At 42.0% G+C, this 20051-nt stretch carries 18 protein-coding genes and 1 pseudogene; 15 read left to right on the forward strand and 4 right to left on the reverse strand.

Annotated features, from left to right (window positions below; genetic code table 11):
- Positions 1-28: 28 nt before the first annotated feature.
- From NST01_RS08625 to NST01_RS08645, 4 genes and pseudogenes are all read left to right on the forward strand, one after another.
- On the forward strand, positions 29-373 hold the full coding sequence (locus tag NST01_RS08625; protein ID WP_008343952.1) for a DUF3992 domain-containing protein: 345 nt from the start codon (positions 29-31) through the stop codon (positions 371-373).
- A gap of 44 nt (positions 374-417) precedes the next feature.
- Positions 418-2141 (forward strand): annotated as a pseudogene (locus tag NST01_RS19360) (BclA C-terminal domain-containing protein).
- Between the two features lie 244 nt (positions 2142-2385).
- Positions 2386-3498 carry a response regulator aspartate phosphatase gene (locus NST01_RS08640; RefSeq protein ID WP_035391960.1) on the forward strand — a complete coding sequence of 371 codons (1113 nt, stop codon included), beginning with the start codon at positions 2386-2388 and terminating at the stop codon, positions 3496-3498.
- Between the two features lie 462 nt (positions 3499-3960).
- On the forward strand, positions 3961-4182 hold the full coding sequence (locus NST01_RS08645; RefSeq protein WP_008343948.1) for a hypothetical protein: 222 nt from the start codon (positions 3961-3963) through the stop codon (positions 4180-4182).
- 39 nt (positions 4183-4221) lie between these two features.
- Here the strand turns inward: NST01_RS08645 and NST01_RS08650 are convergent, their stop codons facing one another.
- Both NST01_RS08650 and NST01_RS08655 read right to left on the reverse strand, forming a co-directional pair.
- On the reverse strand, positions 4222-4917 hold the full coding sequence (locus NST01_RS08650; protein ID WP_008343947.1) for a YoaK family protein: 696 nt from the start codon (positions 4915-4917) through the stop codon (positions 4222-4224).
- A 34-nt stretch (positions 4918-4951) separates the two neighbouring features.
- Positions 4952-6817, reverse strand: coding sequence for a DNA ligase D (locus tag NST01_RS08655; RefSeq protein ID WP_341041773.1), 1866 nt, complete (start codon positions 6815-6817; stop codon positions 4952-4954).
- 115 nt (positions 6818-6932) lie between these two features.
- Here NST01_RS08655 and ku point away from each other — a divergent pair, with 115 nt between their 5' ends.
- Positions 6933-7781 (forward strand): non-homologous end joining protein Ku, encoded by an 849-nt coding sequence (gene ku, locus NST01_RS08660; protein ID WP_007499384.1) that lies wholly within the window; start codon positions 6933-6935, stop codon positions 7779-7781.
- A 28-nt stretch (positions 7782-7809) separates the two neighbouring features.
- On the opposite strand, the gene NST01_RS08665 is transcribed toward ku, so the two are convergent.
- On the reverse strand, positions 7810-8253 hold the full coding sequence (locus tag NST01_RS08665) for a DUF2188 domain-containing protein (RefSeq protein WP_007499382.1): 444 nt from the start codon (positions 8251-8253) through the stop codon (positions 7810-7812).
- Positions 8254-8412: 159 nt separating this feature from the next.
- Here NST01_RS08665 and NST01_RS08670 point away from each other — a divergent pair, with 159 nt between their 5' ends.
- The 8 genes from NST01_RS08670 to NST01_RS08705 all read left to right on the forward strand — a co-directional run bounded on the left by NST01_RS08670 (position 8413) and on the right by NST01_RS08705 (position 16522).
- Positions 8413-8886: a VOC family protein gene (locus NST01_RS08670; protein ID WP_129548295.1), complete on the forward strand. Its 474-nt coding sequence runs from the start codon at positions 8413-8415 to the stop codon at positions 8884-8886.
- 48 nt (positions 8887-8934) lie between these two features.
- Complete coding sequence (locus NST01_RS08675) at positions 8935-9348, forward strand: Rrf2 family transcriptional regulator (RefSeq protein ID WP_017367312.1); 414 nt, start codon at positions 8935-8937, stop codon at positions 9346-9348.
- Positions 9349-9483: 135 nt separating this feature from the next.
- Complete coding sequence (locus NST01_RS08680; RefSeq protein WP_008343941.1) at positions 9484-10335, forward strand: SDR family oxidoreductase; 852 nt, start codon at positions 9484-9486, stop codon at positions 10333-10335.
- Positions 10336-10559: 224 nt separating this feature from the next.
- On the forward strand, positions 10560-12158 hold the full coding sequence (locus NST01_RS08685; protein ID WP_017367314.1) for a M48 family metallopeptidase: 1599 nt from the start codon (positions 10560-10562) through the stop codon (positions 12156-12158).
- A 243-nt stretch (positions 12159-12401) separates the two neighbouring features.
- Positions 12402-13118: a (Fe-S)-binding protein gene (locus NST01_RS08690; protein WP_341041775.1), complete on the forward strand. Its 717-nt coding sequence runs from the start codon at positions 12402-12404 to the stop codon at positions 13116-13118.
- Positions 13119-13139: 21 nt separating this feature from the next.
- Entirely contained in the window at positions 13140-14564 is a 1425-nt protein-coding gene (locus tag NST01_RS08695) for a LutB/LldF family L-lactate oxidation iron-sulfur protein (protein WP_270107731.1), read from the forward strand.
- Positions 14561-15283 (forward strand): LutC/YkgG family protein, encoded by a 723-nt coding sequence (locus NST01_RS08700; protein WP_326114488.1) that lies wholly within the window; start codon positions 14561-14563, stop codon positions 15281-15283. Before NST01_RS08695 ends, NST01_RS08700 begins: the two co-directional genes overlap by 4 nt.
- Before the next feature lie 330 nt (positions 15284-15613).
- Positions 15614-16522, forward strand: coding sequence for a DMT family transporter (locus tag NST01_RS08705; protein WP_076821665.1), 909 nt, complete (start codon positions 15614-15616; stop codon positions 16520-16522).
- Between the two features lie 13 nt (positions 16523-16535).
- Here NST01_RS08705 and NST01_RS08710 read toward each other — a convergent pair whose 3' ends face one another.
- Positions 16536-16727: a hypothetical protein gene (locus NST01_RS08710; protein WP_076821661.1), complete on the reverse strand. Its 192-nt coding sequence runs from the start codon at positions 16725-16727 to the stop codon at positions 16536-16538.
- Between the two features lie 107 nt (positions 16728-16834).
- Here NST01_RS08710 and NST01_RS08715 point away from each other — a divergent pair, with 107 nt between their 5' ends.
- Positions 16835-19051, forward strand: coding sequence for an RNA ligase (locus NST01_RS08715; protein ID WP_076821656.1), 2217 nt, complete (start codon positions 16835-16837; stop codon positions 19049-19051).
- 64 nt (positions 19052-19115) lie between these two features.
- Positions 19116-19826, forward strand: coding sequence for a DUF421 domain-containing protein (locus tag NST01_RS08720; protein WP_163116589.1), 711 nt, complete (start codon positions 19116-19118; stop codon positions 19824-19826).
- Positions 19827-20051: the final 225 nt, after the last annotated feature.

The following is a 20051-nucleotide window of genomic DNA, read 5'->3' on the forward strand; positions in this document are numbered from 1 at the left end:
ATCAAGATTAGGTTGAAGGAGGGTTAAAATGGCTATTTTAGGCGGATGTAGTAATGAACAAGCGGGCTTTGTAAATGATGCAGTATGCTTCACACTTGATTTAGCAGCAGCAGCTGATGCAGTTGTCGTCTGGACAGATGGAACACCTTATGTCATAAACGGAACCATCATGGTGGAAAACAATGGGATTGTGGCTGTGGCACCTACCGTGGCTTTAGAGGTAAACGGTACAGCTGTTCCTGATTTCACGGTACCGCCAGGAGAGAGTCGATCCATTACGCTCAGTGATCTGAACTCAATTGGGATTTTAGCTACTGGTGGAACCTCGACTGGAAGTATTGTCGTTTCGTTTTCTCTCAATTATCAGTATTAGTGTGTATGTCTTGATGATTCCACAGTTTGAAAGTAGTGAGAGACATGTGCGCCCAACTTAATATGTGTGGAGGAATAACTGGTCCAACCGGGGCCACGGGTTCAACGGGAGTAACTGGCCCAACGGGAGCCACGGGTTCATCCGGAGTAACTGGTCCAACCGGTGCAACGGGCTCAACGGGAGTAACTGGCCCAACGGGAGCCACGGGTTCAACAGGAGTAACTGGTCCAACGGGAGCCACGGGTTCAACCGGAGTAACCGGTCCAACCGGTGCAACTGGCCCAACGGGAGCCACGGGTTCAACCGGAGTCACGGGTTCAACAGGAGTAACTGGTCCAACGGGAGCCACGGGTTCAACCGGAGTAACCGGTCCAACCGGTGCAACTGGCCCAACGGGAGCCACGGGTTCATCCGGAGTAACTGGTCCAACGGGGGTAACCGGCTCAACCGGAGCCACGGGTTCAACGGGAGTAACTGGCCCAACGGGAGCCACGGGTTCAACCGGAGTCACGGGTCCAACGGGAGTAACCGGCCCAACGGGAGCCACGGGTTCAACAGGAATAACTGGTCCAACGGGAGCCACGGGTTCAACCGGAGTCACGGGTCCAACGGGAGTAACCGGCCCAACGGGAGCCACGGGTTCAACCGGAGCCACGGGTTCAACGGGAGTAACTGGCCCAACGGGAGCCACGGGTTCAACCGGAGCCACGGGTTCAACGGGAGTCACTGGCCCAACGGGAGTCACGGGTCCAACGGGAGCCACGGGCCCAACGGGAGCCACGGGTTCAACACTGGCCCAACGGGAGCCACGGGTTCAACCGGAGTCACGGGTCCAACGGGAGTAACCGGCCCAACGGGAGCCACGGGTTCAACAGGAATAACTGGTCCAACGGGAGCCACGGGTTCAACGGGAGTCACTGGCCCAACGGGAGCCACGGGTTCAACCGGAGTCACTGGTCCAACGGGAGCCACGGGTTCAACCGGAGTCACTGGTCCAACGGGAGCCACGGGTTCAACAGGAATAACTGGTCCAACGGGAGCCACGGGCTCAACGGGAGTAACTGGCCCAACGGGAGCCACGGGTTCAACAGGAATAACCGGTCCAACGGGAGCCACGGGCTCAACGGGATCGACGGGTTTAACGGGAGCCACGGGCTCAACGGGATCGACGGGTCCAACGGGAGTAACTGGCCCAACGGGAGTAACTGGCCCAACGGGAGCCACGGGTTCAACAGGAATAACCGGCCCGACTGGAGCCACGGGTTCAACCGGTGCAACGGGCACAACTGGTGCCACAGGTCCAACAGGAGTAACTGGTCCAACCGGAGCCACAGGTGACACAGGTCCAACCGGTACTAGTTTAACAACTAACTCGATGTACGCATCCAATACGTCGGGAAGTACGGTGCTGGTTGTTTTGGGCGGAACGGCAGTGACGCTGCCTAATAACCAAAGTTTAGATGGATTTACCGTAAGTGGTGGTAATACGGTGTTTACTGTACCTGTTTCAGGACGATATTTCATCACGTATCAAGTAAATACAAACGCTGCACTTCTGGCAGGAACAAGAGTAATTAACAACGGAACCCCCATAGCAGGGTCTATTTTAACACCTGCTTTATCTACATCTACCTACAATGTATCTCTCATTACAACACTTGCAGCAGGGAATCAAATTTCTCTTCAAATATTCGGTTTAGTCGCAACCGTAGTATTACTTGGCGGGGGATCTGTTGGAGCGGCATTAACCATTATCAGATTGGAATAAATCCAAAAAGCCCAATAAGGGCTTTTTTTCAATTCAACCGTGTCCTTTAATAGAAAAAAGACGGATTTTTTAGTGTATGCATCATTGACTAGGAGAAAGAAACGCAATAACAAAGGAATCGGTTATTGAAGATTCAAGTGATTCATATTAAAATGATGTCAAATGGACGAATTAGCAATTGCTAATAGAAGTTCCATATTTAGTGAAATCATGTGGTGTAGCTGAAGGTGATTGGGGGTGTAGAATGAGCAAAGTTCCTGTGGCGGAATTGGCATCACTATTAAATGACTGGAACATGGAAATCAAAAAAGATCATGCAGATGAGGCAGAACGGCTATTTGCTAAAGCGAAACAAGCAGTAGAGGAAATTGATGATGCTGACATCCTCATGTATTATTCTCTTCTTGAGAAAAGGCATCATATTCTGATGTACAATTTAAGAGGGCAAAAAGGCAATGTTTCAACGAAAAGTAAAGAAGGCCATTATGGGAAAAAAGATGATGATTTGTCTAATCGCCTTGCTTACTATTTTGATTTTTATGAGGGTGTGTATGAACAGCATCAGGGGAATTATGAGGTTGCATTACAGATGTATCAAAGTGCGGAAAAGCTCTTAGATAAAATTCCAAGTGAAATCGAACGCGCTGATTTCGATTTTAAGGTCGCGTGGCTTTACTATCGCCTGAGTCATATCATGCTTTCATTAAGTTATATTCGCAGGGCTCTACACGTCTATAAACGTCACAAGCACTATGAAAGAAGAACTGCACTTTCATATTCTCTTATTGCAGCCAACCTTACAGAGATTGGCAGGTACGAAGAAGCGCTTGAGAATTATCGTTTGGCGGAAGAGGTGTTGACGAGCGAACAGGATGATTTTATGCTGGCTCAGCACCATCATAATGTCGCCATTTTATATTCATTTTGGAATAAACCGAAAGAATCTATACGACATCTTGAAAAAGCATTGTCTCATCAAGAGTATTATGATTCAGATTTCTTTTTCCATTCTACGTATCTGATCAGCCGGGAACTCTGTGTGATTGGTGAAAAGCAGCGTGCAAGTCAGTATATAGATGCTGCATATGCCCGAATGAAAGAAGCTTCTCATGAAGTGTTTCAGCTCAAAATAGGCATCGTACATGATCTTTACTTAACGAATGTGCCACAAAGATTTCAGCAAATTAATGAGAAATTAAGAAAGTTAGAAGAAAAGAATGAATATCATGAAGTGAAAGAGCTTTCTCACTTTGCTGCAAAGTATTGTGAAAAGCAAGCACTTTATGAGCAGTCTGTTTTTTACTTGAATAAAAGTTTAGAAGCGGATTTACATATGAAAAGAATGGGGTTGATATAAGATGAAAACAGGATTAAAAGTATTATTCGTTGTGGGTTTAGCGGTCGCTGCGGCTGTTTTAACTGAAAATGTAGCGGGTTCTTTCGAAGTAGCAGAAAAAATCATTGGTGGTTAATCACCCAATCATTTCTCGCCCTTGTTGATGATGATCAGCAAGGGTTTTTTATATGTGTGAAAATAGGCTCTTCTTATTAAACGCTGCAAGAACGTTTAATAAGAAGAATTCGCAACAAAGGGGGTGTGCAAATTTGTTACCTGCTCCATTATTCTAAATAAATATAGGGCAGAGCAACAAGTTAAAAAGGTCACCTTTCTTTGCTTAATTTAATTTTTTGCAGGACTTTTCATTCAAATTTCATCAAATTGGTCTATAGTACATAGAAATTGTTACAAAAGTGGGAACACCGCTCCATTTGTCACGCATATGATGAGATGAAGTGTAAGTTGAAGGCAGGTGATTGTATGGATCCTCGGGTATATGGAGGCTTTCATGGCGGCGGTTTTAGCGGAGGTGCAGTGGGCCCTCATATTGGCTTTGGCGGGTATTATGTGAGCCCTGGCGTATTCTCGGGCTTAGGAGGTTACCCTGGATATGGAGGGTTCGGGACGTTTTCTGGATATTCTCCATATGGCTCCACATTCATTATGGGGCGTCCTCCTGGTTTTTATGTAAGAAGTTATTAATGTTTTATCACAGTGGTTGAAATAGCCATCTAAGATTGGCTATTTCAATTGGTGAAAGTGCTTAAATGTAGCTGTGATCACGATAACCCCTAGGATGCAAATAGGCAGCCAAATGATGATAAACGGATCGTACGCATCTGTGTATGCTGCTAAAGCAGCTCCTAGGCAGTAAAAGACAATAGAACCGATTCGCAGCAAGCTCACATGTTGAATAGGGGCTTTTCTTTTTTCCCGATTTGATAAGCGCTGCGCCAAATCTTCAAATAAGTTAGCAAGTGTACTCGTTAAAACTGTTGTAGAAATGCCAGCGACATTTAATTTGCGTGCGGCCGCCGTTTGCATGCCCATCGCCATACTTAAAAGGATAATCAGCATAAAATAAGCACCTTGCGTATAAGGAAAAATGGTCATAAGAGCAAATAGAAGCAAGATGATGACTTCTATGATAAAGATGCGTGTAACGGCTTTTGGCCAAAATGTTTTTTCTTGTTTTCCACCTATGACAACAGCTAGTAAAACACCTAGAACAAATCCGCTAAGTGCCGTGATGGAATGAAGAGCGGTTAACTGCAATGAACTGCCTGCTGCAATGCCAAGCAGTACAATATTTCCCGTCATATTTGCTGTAAACACATGCCCCAGGCTTAAATAGCCAATAACATCCACTATTCCTGCGGTAAGACATAAGAACATCAGGGCAATGTTTCGTATTGAGTGTGCGGTCAAAATAGTCATCCCTTTCTTCCTATCTAATGAATAAGTGTAACGCTTAATGACCGCGTATGTCCATTTTATGAGCTGGTAACATGTCCTGCAGCTGATATAAAACTTGTCGAAAAGAATCATCATTCACATGGTGCCTCATTTTCCGGAATGGATCGCCTTTTTCCTTTAGACGTTTCATAACAGCCGGCATCGTAAATAAAGAAGGGTGACAGTCTTCGCTATTTAATTCTTCCCATTCAATCGGTGTTGCAACAAGTCCGAGCTCGTTTCCTCTCGGGGAATACGGGGCGATGATTGTTTTTCCAGCATCATGTTGAAGGTAGTCTAAATATAAACGGTTGCCGCGGTTTTTCTTTAGACGCTCTAGCGTAAACAGCTCGGGTGCTTGTTCGCATAAAAATTGGCAGATGAACGCAGTGAATTGTCTAGTTTGTTCATATGTGAAGGCATTTTTCTTCAATGGGATATAAACTTGTAGCCCTTTCCCACCACTTGTTTTAATAAATGCGGTGAGAAAGAGTCCATCTAAAATGGCCTTGATTCGTTTGGCTGCTTCTATTGCTAGGTGAAACTCTTTAACAGAAGGCGGATCTAAATCAAATACAATTTCTACAGGCCGATCTGTATCTCTCGTTTCAAAAGGAATATGAAATTCCATCGCCAGCTGGTTACCAAGCCAAAGCAACGTATTAGGATCATTACAGATTGTGTAAGACATATCGTGCGCTTGATCTGTCTCAACAAAATCAGGCGCATAATCGGGCGTTGCCTTTTGATAAAAAGATTCTCCACCAGTGCCATGAGGAAAGCGTATTAACGTAAGACGTCTTTCACGTAAAAAGGGCAATAAATAGGGAGCGGCTTGCCTCAAATAAAGTAAGTAATCTGCCTTTGTGATATGAAGGGCAGGTACAACCGGTTTCTCTGGGTGGGTGACGTCAATCAAAGCTGGGAGCGGATAAAGCTGTTTGAGCATGTGTTGAAAGGTACACGTTGCTGGATCTGCAGCGAATAAAAACGAAGAAAACCGGGGCTCTCGTAAGGCTGATCCATCAAAAGAGATACAGGCAATCTTTGCGACAATGGATGGTGGGATTTCATAATGTGATGCTCCAGTCATTTGACCTTTGGTTAGAAATAAGGTGCGCAGGGTTTGTTCTTCTTCTTTAGAAAAACCATGCTTAAATTGGACAACCTCTAAGAGATTCGTTTCTTGATAAAGACATCCTTGAAAATAGCCATTGTCTTTATCAAAACGAGTCACGATGACAGATACATACCGCCAATTTTTGATTTTGAGCCATTCTTTCGAGCGGGTATGCTCCTGCCATTTACTCATCTTCTTTTTAGCAACTAATCCTTCCGCTAAATAGGTCAGCATGATTTTTTTCATGTCATCAGGGCTGCTATCGGTTTGGATGATTTGAAGAAGAGAGGGGTGATTCAGCTGAACGGAGGGAGGAAGATTTGCTGCTTGGAACACCTCATGCAGCTCAGCTTTTCTTTCAATCAGCGGTAAATCAACGAGGGATTTCCCTTTGCATCTCAATAGATCAAATGCAATCAAATGACATGGAAACCGCTTAGCCTGGCGTTGAATGGTTTCTGTGTTTTTCAGGCGGCCTCTTTGCTGAACCTTTGTAAAGTCGCTTTCTTGTTCACTCAGTAAAAAGACCAATTCTCCATCTAGGGTCAGCGGTAAAAAAGGTGCAAGCTGCTTTGTTAGTTGCTGGCACTGATCAATGACTTCAGGAAATTGTTTGTTTAATCGTTTTCCCGCTCTGCTCTCTAAATGGATGGTGTCTATTTCCCAAATAAGAATGGCCCTAAAGCCGTCATATTTTAATTCATACAGCCAGTCTGCTCCAGCAGGAATATCATGTGCAGACGTTAAACGCATCGGTTTCATTGTGTTTTTCACTTCCTTACATCATGTGTTCTTATGGTGGGATGAAATTTTCATAAACATACATAACTCTGATGAAAACATTACATAGTAAGGAGAAAAGAACGGAGGCGTTACGATGCATACAGTATGGAAGGGCGGCATTAGCTTCGGACTGGTGAATATTCCAGTCAAGCTGTTTACCGCTACAGAAAACAAAGATATTAAATTAAGACAGCTTCATAAAGAATGCCATACGCCGATTAACTACAAAAAGGTTTGTGCTAACTGCGGCGAGGAGGTAGCGCCAGAGCAAATTGTAAAAGCGTACGAGTATGCCAAAAATAAATTCATTGAATTGGATGAGGAAGAACTCGAAAGGCTGAGAAAAGAAAATGAAGAAAAAGCCGTCGAAATCATTGATTTTGTGAAGATAGAAGAAATCGACCCCATCTATTATGAAAGAAGTTATTTCCTATCTCCAGATACCGGCGGAGCAAAGGCTTATTCATTATTAAGAAAAGCGTTGCAAGAATCTGGGAAAATCGGTGTAGCCAAGATCATGATTCGCTCAAAGGAGCAATTAGCGATTGTTAGGTGCTACGAACATATTTTATTAATGGAAACCATTCATTTTCCTGACGAAATTAGGCAAGTATCAGACGTCCCGAATATCCCGCAAGAGGAAAACATCGTGAAGAAAGAGTTAGACACAGCGCTCCTTTTAATTGAGCAGCTGACCACCACATTCGATCCAGCCGCATATCGGGATGAATACAGAGAGCAGCTGATGAATGTCATTGGAGACAAAATTTCTGGAGAACATACCGTTCAACCAGCAACGACAGGTAAAAAAGAGGCTTCATCCAATGTCACTGATTTGATGGCCGCTTTGCAGGCTTCTATCGATCGATCAAAACCAGAAAAAACGAAAAAAGCAGCACCTAAGAAAAGAAAAGCACCCGCTAAAAAAGAAAAGAATGCATAAAGAAAAGACCGCTCCCCAAAGGGCGGTCTTATTTGGGCTTCACCACATCCTGAATCGTCCCGTCTGTTCGGTGGATGACAACTGCTGTTCCTTTTTTAGATGAAATCTCTTTCGCGCGGTCGATGGCTTCCTGTTTCGTTTCTTTTACCTCACTTGCACGCTTCGCTTTTTCAGTTTGAACCGCCCAGCCTTCATCATGTTTCACGACATGCTGCGCATGATCCATGAGCTCAGGTCGTGCAGAGCTGCTTTTCTTAGAAGGAGTCACAGAACCATGAGAGTGAAAGTCCTCCATTTCTTTTTCCGTCGCATTCTTTTTCCACTCTTTCGCTTGATTGATCGCAATTGGAATCGCTCTACCTTCTTCATAGCCTTCCTGCACCATTTTGTTGGCAATCTCAAGTGCTTTTTTTCGAATGACTTTGTCTAGTGATTGGAATGAAGCTGGATAATCTTCCATTGTCCAAGGCATATTGAACGCTCCTTTCTTTTATTTGAACACCTTCCCCCATATGCAATGGATCAAACATTTAACCATCTCAATCCAATGGCTTGGTTGAAATACATCGTTTTGCTGAGGAAGAATGTTTTCAATTCCTGCACAATAGAAGATAGTAAAGGAGTGATTGAAATGATGATGAAAGGCTTGTATGAAGCACATTTACCTGTGAGTGATTTGAAGGCATCCATTTCTTTTTATGAAAAATTGGAATTAACACTTGCTCATGAAAATGAACGAGTGGCCTTTTTGTGGATTGAGAAAGGAAAGAGCTGGCTCGGCCTTTGGAAGGTTGATATGTCCACTGTTCCATATCATCCAGCGACGCGACATGTCGCCTTCCAAATAGAAACATCCAGCATTGACCAGATCAAAGAATGGCTGATAGAAAAAGGGATCAGCATTCATCCGATGTTTGGTTTTTCGGAAGAGCAGCAGCCTTTAGTTCTTGATAATCCGCCACAATTTCATGCCGCCATTTACTTTCTTGACCCAGATGGCAATTTGCTTGAATGCATTGCACCGCTTGAAATTGATGCAGGAGAACATCATGAGATGATGACATTTGAAGATTGGGAAAGAAAGAAACATCCGTTTATTGATTGACAAAACCGCTTATTGTAACTATATTGATTACAACGGTGGTGAAGGAATGTGAAACAAATTAGCAGCAGGTATACCATTGCTGTTCATATCTTGTCTTTTATTGCGGGTGTTTCAAAAGAGTGCACAGGGGATTTTATTGCAGAAAGTGTCAATTCAAATCCAGTCATTATCAGAAAAATGATGGCTATGCTCAAAAAGGCGGATCTCATTGAGATTCGCCGAGGAGTTGGCGGTGCTTCCTTAAAAAGGCCGGCAGAGGACATTACTCTACTAGATGTGTACCGGGCTGTGGATGTAAGCGCAGATGAAGAGTTATTTAGCTTTCATCAACCAGTCATTGCATGTCCAATTGGTCAAGCCATGGATACGAGACTGCGGCAAGAACTTAAAGAAGCACAGTCCGCACTTGAGCATCACCTTAAACAAGTGACAATTAAGCAATTATTAATCGAGGCAGAGTAGAAAAAGCTCATACATAGAGCTTTTTTTACCCCTTCGTTGTAACCATTTTGATTATAACGAATGATCTGATGCAAGAAACCAGCTGCTTCATACATGAAACATCACCGTTGAACGAAAAATGAGGAGGTCAAATCAATGACATTATTAGTGACAGGTGCAACAGGACAACTTGGATCGCTCGTCGTCAAACATTTGCTCGCAAAAGTACCAGCTGAACAATTGGCGGTCAGTGTTCGAGATCCGCAAAAAGCAGTCCATCTAAAGGAAGCTGGGGTGGATGTGCGCAAGGGAGACTTCACACAGCCGGATACACTTCAATCAGCGTTTCAAGGGATTGATCGCCTTTTGATCATTTCGTCTGGGGATGGAGACCGCGTGAAGCAGCATATCAATGCCATCCAAGCAGCGAAAGCAGCGAATGTGTCATTTATTGCTTATACAAGTGTTGTCAATGCAAGAGAAAGTCAGCTTAACCTAGCACATGACCATGCAAAAACAGAAGAAGCAATTTTGGCCTCTGGCATACCTCATGTTTTTCTAAGAAACAATTGGTATGTGGAAAATGAAAAAGATACGATTCTGGCATCAGTCAACGGAGCGCCGTTTATCAGCCCAATTGGTGAAGGTAAAGTCGGCTGGGCAACAAGAAATGACTATGCAGAAGCAGCAGCAAATGCGTTAACACTGCCGGCACATGATCAGGAAATCTATGAATTGTCAGGACCGCTTCGCACACACACTGAACTTGCACAAATGGTCAGCAAAGTGAGCGGGAAAGAAATCAAAGTAGAGCACATGGATGTAGATACATTTGGAGAATTTTTAGCGTCAAATGGTGTACCGAAAGAAGCTGTTCCATTTGTCAAAGCGATGCAAAGCGGAATCCGCGATGGGGCATTAGCAGTCGAAAGCCATGATTTCGAAAAACTATTAGGCCGCTCTTTAACACCTATTGAAGATAGAATACGAGAAATGATGTCAAACTAAACAATTAACAACGCCCTGTAAAAAGGGCGTTTTTTCTATCCTTGTTGATCCGTTATTTTGAAAATATAGGTGTAATGTCCATTTTGTCGTACATATTCTTGTATGTAGATGTTAGAATTTTATGAGACGATTCCAGCAAATGAATGACGCTTACTTTATTATGAAATACATTATTCAAGATATTCATTTTGTTTTAATCCTATTAAACAGCAGGATGTGATGACATGTTACGCAAAGCCTTCCTCTCTTATCTCACTGCCAGTATAATCACAATCATCGTCATTATGATTGAACTCGGTTTTCGTTCAGCCGTTGTTTCACCATTTGTTTTACTTGATTCGAACAAAGAAAGCAATCCAAAAGTATTCGTCGCTCATTCGCTATATCAGGGTGACGTTTTATTAACCTATCAAGACGGTTCTTTCAATGGCTCTTCAGAAGCATCCTTTCAATTAAGTGGAAAGTACATAAATCTCACACAGATCCCATCTGCGAATGGAATCAGTAAGATTGAAACAGACAAAATAAAGAATGATAAGGCATTGGTTTTTCTAAGAAAAGGCTTTGTACCTATCCATGATGATACGATCATGATGGAACAGGTAACGCAAAATCCCTTCTTTTCTACATACAATCTAACGAATCTAACAGAAACAACTAAGATCAACACAAACTTTAAGTATAGCACCACATTTGTTACATTCATGACTTTAATGGGAATTCTTTTGCCCGCTTTGTTATTTTTCCTTTTTAACCTTCATGAATCGATGAAAAACCTATTCACATTATTCATTCCCTTTGTTCTAGCCATTTTTCTTCCCTTGGGATTAAATTATTATTTCTTAATGGGATACGTGCTATCAGTTACAGGATCTTATGTGTTGAGTATGATTCTCTCTATACTATTGCCTAGTTTCCTGTCAGTCTTATTGACAGCTTATTCATTTGAGTATGTGACAAAAGATTCTTCTGATGTATTAGGAGAAAATGAAGACACTTTAGGAAATTCATTCTTCCTGAACGTTAGGGAGCAAGCCGTTTTATTTGGTGCTATCACATTATCCTTGATATATTTCGGCTCTTATTTAGTCATGCCTTTGGCGTTTCAAGCGAAGGTTATGGATCACCTTTTTCTATTTTGTGCTTGGTATTTCGCCCTAGTCATCTTATTTATTATGGGTTACTCATTCATTCAAAAAATGATAAATAAGTATGAAGTCTTACGGACGGACGAATTCATAAATATTTGTAAAGATATTGAGCATAAAACGAACCAAAAGGTAAATATATGGGTAAAAAAAGACTCACAACATGATGTGAATGCCTGGATATATTCATTTCAACTTCCATTTAGAAGAAAAGTCAATCTATATGTGACGGAAGGGTTAATAGATAAGTTTGATACAGAGGAAATTCGTGCGATCTTATTCCATGAAATGGGACATGTAAAATTAAAACATGCGCATTTCACCATTTATCTCACTGTGATTGTCACCTTACTTATGGGAATCAGTATGTATTATGCCAGACAGGTGATGCTTGCCAATGGTTGGTGGCAATATATTCTGTTGTTCCCAGCAGGGATATTGATCATGATATTTATGACGGAGTGGCTGCCAAAGAAAATGAGTCGGTTATTTGAGATTCAGGCGGATCACTTTGCTGTTCGCCACCTTGAGAATCAAACTCTATACCTCAATACTTTGATAAAATTAAGTCATTTGATTGAAGAAGATGGAGAGGACGGAAGAAAATCTGAATGGCGTGAAAGTCATCCTTCTTTTGGAAAACGAATTCATCACATAAAGAAAATCATGAAGTGAAGGCGGTTTGTGTGAACGACATTTCCCTCGGTAGTATGAAGAAATAGAAACATGAATGTTCTCAAACGCCCTGTAAAAGGGCGTTTTTTTCATGTATCTACACAAGCATGATGTCCAAATTTTAGACAAATCCGTTCGTTGAAATTTCAGAAATTTGGGATTAAAATGAAATGAAGGTCCATTATTCAGTCATCAGATGACCGGACATAAATCAAGGTGCAGCAAAAGAAAGGAAGTTCGCCGATGAGAGTCAGTTTATTTGTCACCTGTTTAATTGACACTATGCAGCCACATGTAGGAAAGGCGACTGTTGAGGTGTTAGAGCGGCTTGGTGTTGAAGTGGAATTCCCTGAAGCACAAGTGTGCTGCGGGCAGCCCGCCTTTAACAGCGGTTATACAAAAGAAACAATCAAAGCGGCCAAAAATATGATGAAAGCCTTTGAATCAGCTGAATATGTCGTCACACCATCAGGTTCTTGTAAGGCCATGTTTTTAGAATATCCGCACCTTTTTAAAGAAGACCGAGCGTGGTTCGCCCGTGCTCAGGCACTTGCTGCGAAAACATATGAATTAACGGAATTTATTGTTGATATATTACATGTAACAGATGTAGGTGCGAGTCTGAAAGGAAAAGCCACCTATCATACCTCCTGCCATATGACGAGACTGCTTAGAATTAAGGAAGCGCCTTTCACACTGTTGTCAAATGTCAAAGATTTGGTGATGGAACCATTGCCTCGCGCTGAAAATTGCTGCGGATTTGGAGGAACTTTTTCAATCAAAATGACACCCATTTCTGAGCAGATGGTCGATGAAAAAGTACAAAGCATAGAGGAGACAGGCGCTGAATATATCATTGGTGCTGACTGTGGCTGTCTGCTCAATATCGGAGGAAGGCTGAATCGTCTTCATAAGCCAGTTAAAGTGATGCATATCGCAGAAGTGTTGAATAGCCGCTGAAGCTAAGAGGGGGAACGGCAGATGAGTATGAAAATTGGAGAGAAGGCTTTTAAAGAGCGGATCGGCGAAGGATTAGAAGACGCTGTGATGAGAGGAGCTGTTTCCTCTGCACAAGAGCGTCTGTATAAAAGACGGATGACTGCAAGTGAAGTGCTTGGAAACTGGGAAAAGTGGCGTGAACTTGGAGAGGACATTAGGCAGCATACACTTGCCCACCTTGATGACTACTTATATCAATTAAGTGAGAGCGTGAGCAGACGTGGAGGTCATGTGTTTTTTGCAAAAACAAAGGAAGAGGCATCGGCGTACATTCAAGATGTCGCACAAAAAAAAGCAGCAAAAAAGATCGTGAAATCAAAATCAATGGTCACAGAAGAAATTGAAATGAATGAAGCGCTAGAAGAGATTGGCTGCGAGGTAGTTGAAAGCGATCTTGGAGAATATATTCTTCAAGTTGATGACCATGAACCACCTTCACATATCGTGGCACCAGCCCTTCATATGACGAAAGAACAAATACGGGAAGTTTTTCACGAAAAGCTTGGATATGATATGTCAGAGACTCCTGAAGAAATGACCAAATTTGTAAGAGCTTTGTTACGAGAAAAATTTCTTGAAGCAGATATTGGTGTGACGGGCTGTAACTTTGCTGTGGCTGACACAGGATCGATTTGTCTTGTGACGAATGAAGGGAATGCGGATCTTGTCACGTCTATTCCAAAGACACATATCGCAGTCATGGGGATGGAGCGGCTTGTACCAACGATGGAGGAGCTCGATGTCCTTGTCGGTCTATTGTGCAGAAGCGCAGTAGGTCAAAAGTTAACAAGCTATATCTCTGTCGTGGGGCCAAAAGGAGAAGAAGAAGTTGATGGGCCAGAAGAGTTCCATTTGGTCATTGTGGATAACGGACGGTCAAACATATTAGGGACGGAATTTCAGCCAGTTTTGCAATGTATTCGGTGTGCAGCCTGTATCAATGTGTGCCCCGTTTATCGGCATGTTGGCGGTCATTCGTACGGATCAATTTACCCGGGTCCGATTGGCGCTGTTCTTTCGCCGCTACTTGGAGGATATGACGACTACCAAGAGCTTCCTTTCGCCTCAAGTTTGTGCGCAGCCTGTACAGATGCTTGTCCAGTGAAAATTCCACTTCACGAATTATTAATCAAACATCGACAAGTCATCGTTGAAAAAGAGGGGAGAGCGCCTAAAGCGGAAATGATGGCAATGAAAATGTTCGGAATGGGCGCATCCACTCCTAGAATGTATCGATTTGGAACAAAAGCAGCCCCTGTGCTCTTGAAACGTATGGCTTCAAACGGACAGATTTCAAAAGGTGCGGGTCCTTTAAAGAATTGGACAGAAATTCGTGACCTCCCAGCGCCAAGCAAAGAAAGGTTTCGGGATTGGTTTAAAAAGAAACAAAAGGAGGAGCGGCAATGAAAGGAACCATTTCTCATCGAGATCCATTTTTAGCACATATCCAGCAACAATTAGGCAAAAGCTCCTCCAAGCCTGCATCTATTCGGCGTCCGGTTTGGAAGCATCGAGTCAATTGGGAAACAAATGAAGGTCTGTCGAAAGAAGAATTGGTAGAGCAATTGAAGGTGCAATGTCAGCAAATTCATACGAGAGTGGTAGAAACAACGCCAAAAGAAGCACCCTCAACGTTACGACTATTGATGAAAGAGTATGGAGAAGGTCCTGTGATGACTTCGAGCGATAGGCGTTTTGCACAATATGAATGTCATCCAATGTTTCAAGCCTTGCAGAAAGAAGGAATCTCAGTCACTAGCTGGAATGTAGATACATCAAGAGAAGAAAATATAAGGCAGGCAGAACAAGCGAAATATGCAGTGGTATTCAGCGATTACACACTTGCAGAATCCGGAACCGTTGTTCTTTCCTCCCATCAAGGTCAAGGGAGAGCACTTCATTTTTTACCGATGATGTATATCGTATGTATTGAAAAAAGCACAATTGTCCCGCGGATGATTCATGCTGTTTCAGCTCTTCATCGCCTAGTAGAAGAAGGAGAGCAGACGAAAGGCGCCATTCATTTTATATCAGGTCCAAGTAATTCTGCCGATATTGAAATGAATTTAGTCGTTGGTGTTCATGGGCCGGTGCGGGCTGTTTATGTATTAATAGATGATGAATAAGGGCTTTCGTGAAGAAAGCTTCAGCGTGTAGGCAAACCCTCGCATTCGGTGTCAGTCCTGCGCTTCGGTGCTCACGAATGTTAAATTCGCTCCGCGCCGATGCTCGTCCTTCCTAGGACTGCAAAGGTTTTCTATCACGCTGAAAAGAAGACAAAGGGCTAAAATCAAGTTCATTTTAGCCCTTTGTCAACAATCTGGGGCTTTCGTGAAGAAAGCCTTTTTTATGTAAACATTCTTAAAATTCATCTTGCCTCTAGGCGAATGGTCATAGTAAGATGACGTCATACAAGGTGAGAAGCTCATCTACTGCTGATGTAAAGGAAGCTGCTAATGGAAATGAAGACAAATGCTCCAAAGAAGTCGATTGCGGTGCCGCTTGTGATCTCCATCATTGCGATTTCGTTTTCGGCCATTATTGTGAAGTGGTCAAGTGCGCCTGCTGCTATTTTAAGTATGTATCGAATGATATTTGCGGCGGTTTTGATGCTTCCCTTTATTCTGCCGCGTCAAAAAGAGTTTGTCTCGTTAAAGCGGAGAGACTGGTTTTTCTTATGTATGTCAGGTTTCTTTTTAGGGCTCCATTTTGTTTTGTGGTTCGGCTCATTGAAGCTCACCACAGTGGCGAGCTCTACAATCATCATTGCACTTCAACCGATGGTGTCATTATTAGGCGGATTTCTCATTTTTCGTGAACGAACAACGAAGTCAGCCATTTTCACAATGTGTGCGGCGATTGTTGGTGCGCTCATGATTGGATGGGGGGATATTGGACATAACCAAGACGCCTTTATAGGAGACATTTTATCCTTTTTCAGTGTAATCGCTGTTGTTTGTTATTTATTAATCGGTCAACAAGCTGTGAGAAAGATATCTCATTGGATTTATAGTTTTTGTGTATTTGGTTTTGCCGGCCTTTTTTTAATTTTATTTAACCTTATACAGCAAACGCCTTTTGTAGGCTATTCGGGTAAAGAATGGGGGATTTTCTTACTGCTCGCCATTATCCCTACCATGTCCCATGTCATTAACAACTGGCTGTTAACCTATGTGAATGCGACAACTATTTCAATGAGTATTCTAGGCGAACCTGTTGGGGCAACGATACTCGCTGTTTTACTGCTTGGAGAGAAAGTCACGCTGCTGCAAATGTTCGGTGGTCTTCTTGTCCTTTTAGGTGTCTTTTTCTTTTTGATGCAGCAGCGACAAGGAATCGTGATGAAAACAAAAAAATCCGGTTAACTCCCGGATTTTTTTACTCTTTTAAATGATTTTTTTCAACCACTTTGTTTAATCTAGCCTCTACTTTCTTTAATTCCACTTGTTTTCTTCTTATCATTCGAATCGCGATGACAACGATGGTCACGATCAATGCAATGAATAGAAGAGAAAATACTTGAAATACGATATCCCCAATGTTGAATGCAGTATTCGCTTCTTTAGGCATGTGTAACCCTCCTTATATCTATATATTACCATCATCAATAAAAGATTGAGATTTATCCATAATTTATCTATAATAGGTAAAATATCACTCATTAAAGGAGAACCATTATGAGAACTTTAGTCCTTTTACGAGGTCTCCCAGGTGCAGGTAAATCAACTTGGATCAAAGAACAAGGCTTAGAACCATATACATTATCAGCGGATCAGATCCGTCTGTTAACCCAGCCTCCGCAGTTATCAGTCAATGGGAAGCCGGAAATTTCAAGCAAACATGATCATAAAGTCTGGTCTTTATTATTTGAACTCCTCACAGCCCGAATGGAACGAGGAGACTTTACTGTCATTGATGCAACACATGTCACAAGTAAGTCCATTTCGCAGTATAAATCATTAGCTACTTCATATCGCTATAGAGTGTATGTCGTCGATTTTACGCAAGTGCCTCTTGAAACAGCCCTGCTGCAAAATCGCGGTCGAGAGCCGCACAAAGTAGTGAAGGAATCTGTGTTATATCAAATGAATGAACGGTTAAATACAGAGAAGGTGCCTTCATGGGTAACCGTTTTGACGCCTGAGGAATATCCAGTCATTATGACGTATCAGCCTAGGTCTTTTGATCAGTATGAAGCCATTCACGTCTTCGGTGATATTCACGGCTGTTACACAGCTCTAAATACTTATTTGCAAGGAGACTTGAAAGAAAACGAGCTTTATATCTTTGCAGGTGATTTGCTTGATAGAGGAATAGAAAACAAGGAAGTGTTAGAATGGATGCTGGCACATAGAGAATGCCGCAATGTGATCGTCATTGAAGGAAATCATGATCAGCATCTTTACAAATATGCACATGAAGAAAAAGTGAGAAGTAATATGTTTAACCGTCATACTGCGCCTGAAATTGCGGAAGCAGGTTTTGACCTAAAAGAATTAAGGAAGTTTGTCAGAACATTTCATCAGCTCACCTATTTTACGTATCATGGTCAGACATTTCTTGTCACCCATGGTGGGCTTGCTCATTTGCCAGAAGAGCTTCTGCATGTCTCAACGCAGCAGCTTATTCACGGAGTAGGTGAATATTCAGATGACATTGACCACTTATTTGTGCAAAACACTTCTGGATTAGATATCATTCAAATTCATGGTCATCGCAATTTATATAGACTGCCTATCCAAGCGGCGGATAGATCTTATAATCTCGAAGGTCAGGTTGAATTTGGCGGACAGCTGCGTGTGTTAAAAATCACAGCAGGCGGGATTGAGACACATGAAATTGACAATCCTGTCTACAGAGCTTCTGAAAACAAGCAACCGGTCTTTGTTCAGCCCAATGTGACGCTGGATGATTTTTTAGCCCATTTAGATCAGCATGAATATGTACAGGAATTAAAGCTGCCACACGATATTTCATCTTTTAATTTCACCAAAAAAGCATTTAGTGAAAGACAATGGGATGAAATAAATGTCAAAGCAAGAGGGTTGTTTATCAATATGACTTCAAAGCAGATTGTGTCTAGAAGTTATAATAAGTTCTTTAATATTGATGAACGTCCTGAAACCAGAATGCAGCATTTAGTGAATCATCTTCAATTTCCTGTGACGGTCTTTGATAAAGCAAATGGATACTTAGGCACGGTTGGGTTTAACGACATAAAAGATGAGCTGGTGTTTACGTCCAAATCGTATACGTCACATGTGAAGCAAAATCAGCATGCTGCTTGGGTCGAAGAGCTATTTTATGCGACCTTTGACGATGTGCAGGTCGATTACATCAAATCATACGTACGCGACAACCATGTATCCCTTGTATTTGAAGTCATTTTGCCAGGGAAAGATCCGCATATTATCACATATGATCATGATCAACTCATTTTACTTGATATCGTGAAGCGTCAGCTGAGCTATGAAAAAGAACCATTTGCTGAAGTGAAAAGGCTCAGTGAACAGCTTGGCATGCGGTGCAAACAGCAAGTGGCAGTGTTTCATGATTGGACCTCTTTCTATAAATGGTATCAATCTGTATCACATGATGACACAATCAAAGAAGAAGGCTATGTCATTGAGGATAATAGCGGCTTTATGACCAAGTTAAAGCTTCCTTATTATCAATTTTGGAAGCAAATGCGATCCATTAAACAGCGTGTTGCAGATAAGCGCTCCACCCAAAAATATATGCAGGCTTTGCAAACAGCAGAGCAAGCAAGATTTTATACATGGCTACTCGAGCAAGATCCAGTAAACGTGAGAAACAGCTCAATCATTGAGCTGCGTTCACAATTTGAGCAAACGGAAGCGGGCCATTTGAATAATGACGGAATAAATGCATAGTCTAACAAAGAGTCTTTTCTAGAGAAAAGGCTTTTTTTCATGAAATCGAAAGGTGGAAGCTGAAATGCCAGATCATATTGAAGTCATACTTCGAACCATATTTGCTTTTGCTATTTTATTCGGCGGTGCCCGTCTTCTTGGAAAGCAAACCATTGCACAAATGAATATTTTTGATTTCATTGCGGCGATCAGTCTAGGTTCAATTGCGGCGAACTTGGCGTTTAATACTACGCTTCCGCTTCATCACACAACCATTTCTTTTATTACACTTGTGATCATTATTTATGTGATTTCTTTACTTGCTTTAAGAAGCCGGAAGGTGAGAGGTTTTATGGCCGGTAAACCAACGCTTGTGATTCAAAATGGCAAAATCCTTGAAGAGAATATGAAAGGAATGAGGTATACACTTGATTATTTAAATCAACAGCTCAGAGAAAAGAATGTGTTTGACATTAGTGAAGTTGAATTTGCAATGATTGAAACAGATGGGCATATGTCGGTGAAAAAATACCCTTCATTTGATTATGTCACGCGAAAAGATCTTAACCTATGGATGCAGGCAGAGCGTTACATGCCCATTGAAGTCATTATGGACGGAAAGCTCATTTTGAAAAACCTTCATGAAAACCAATTAACGGAGCAGTGGATATATGAAGAAATTCAAAAAAGGCAGCTGTCTTTAAAAGACATTGTTTATGCGGTTCGTTCAAGTAATGGCAGTTTATATATTGATACATATGACGATCACATCCATTCTCCAATTGACCAAGAATGAACATATAGTTCAGACGACACCCGCGCGTCACAGAACTGCCAATATTTATAAGTCGTTTGGATGTCATCTATCTAGGTATCATTTCTCAATTATTATTATTTTCAGAAAATGTAGTGACGGAGAAAAATAAGTATGTTTAAGTATAAATAGAAGAATTTAAAATATTAATATAATATACACCAAGCGGAATGAATATTCATTCCTGATAAAACGAAAGGAGAGGAT

The sequence above is a fragment of the Bacillus sp. FSL R7-0166 genome (assembly GCF_038008935.1).
Classification (GTDB): domain Bacteria; phylum Bacillota; class Bacilli; order Bacillales; family Bacillaceae; genus Bacillus; species Bacillus altitudinis.

Bases quoted from the DNA above. Each gene is read 5' to 3' on its own strand.
- NST01_RS08690 (WP_341041775.1), top strand. From the start codon at position 12,402: ATGAGAGTCAGTTTATTTGTCACCTGTTTAATTGACACTATGCAGCCA.
- NST01_RS08625 (WP_008343952.1), top strand. From the start codon at position 29: ATGGCTATTTTAGGCGGATGTAGTAATGAACAAGCGGGCTTTGTAAAT.
- NST01_RS08670 (WP_129548295.1), top strand. From the start codon at position 8,413: ATGATGATGAAAGGCTTGTATGAAGCACATTTACCTGTGAGTGATTTG.
- NST01_RS08650 (WP_008343947.1), bottom strand. From the start codon at position 4,917: ATGACTATTTTGACCGCACACTCAATACGAAACATTGCCCTGATGTTC.
- NST01_RS08700 (WP_326114488.1), top strand. From the start codon at position 14,561: ATGAAAGGAACCATTTCTCATCGAGATCCATTTTTAGCACATATCCAG.
- ku (WP_007499384.1), top strand. From the start codon at position 6,933: ATGCATACAGTATGGAAGGGCGGCATTAGCTTCGGACTGGTGAATATT.
- NST01_RS08705 (WP_076821665.1), top strand. From the start codon at position 15,614: ATGGAAATGAAGACAAATGCTCCAAAGAAGTCGATTGCGGTGCCGCTT.
- NST01_RS08695 (WP_270107731.1), top strand. From the start codon at position 13,140: ATGAGTATGAAAATTGGAGAGAAGGCTTTTAAAGAGCGGATCGGCGAA.
- NST01_RS08640 (WP_035391960.1), top strand. From the start codon at position 2,386: ATGAGCAAAGTTCCTGTGGCGGAATTGGCATCACTATTAAATGACTGG.
- NST01_RS08655 (WP_341041773.1), bottom strand. From the start codon at position 6,817: ATGAAACCGATGCGTTTAACGTCTGCACATGATATTCCTGCTGGAGCA.
- NST01_RS08710 (WP_076821661.1), bottom strand. From the start codon at position 16,727: ATGCCTAAAGAAGCGAATACTGCATTCAACATTGGGGATATCGTATTT.
- NST01_RS08685 (WP_017367314.1), top strand. From the start codon at position 10,560: ATGTTACGCAAAGCCTTCCTCTCTTATCTCACTGCCAGTATAATCACA.
- NST01_RS08720 (WP_163116589.1), top strand. From the start codon at position 19,116: ATGCCAGATCATATTGAAGTCATACTTCGAACCATATTTGCTTTTGCT.
- NST01_RS08665 (WP_007499382.1), bottom strand. From the start codon at position 8,253: ATGCCTTGGACAATGGAAGATTATCCAGCTTCATTCCAATCACTAGAC.
- NST01_RS08645 (WP_008343948.1), top strand. From the start codon at position 3,961: ATGGATCCTCGGGTATATGGAGGCTTTCATGGCGGCGGTTTTAGCGGA.
- NST01_RS08680 (WP_008343941.1), top strand. From the start codon at position 9,484: ATGACATTATTAGTGACAGGTGCAACAGGACAACTTGGATCGCTCGTC.
- NST01_RS08715 (WP_076821656.1), top strand. From the start codon at position 16,835: ATGAGAACTTTAGTCCTTTTACGAGGTCTCCCAGGTGCAGGTAAATCA.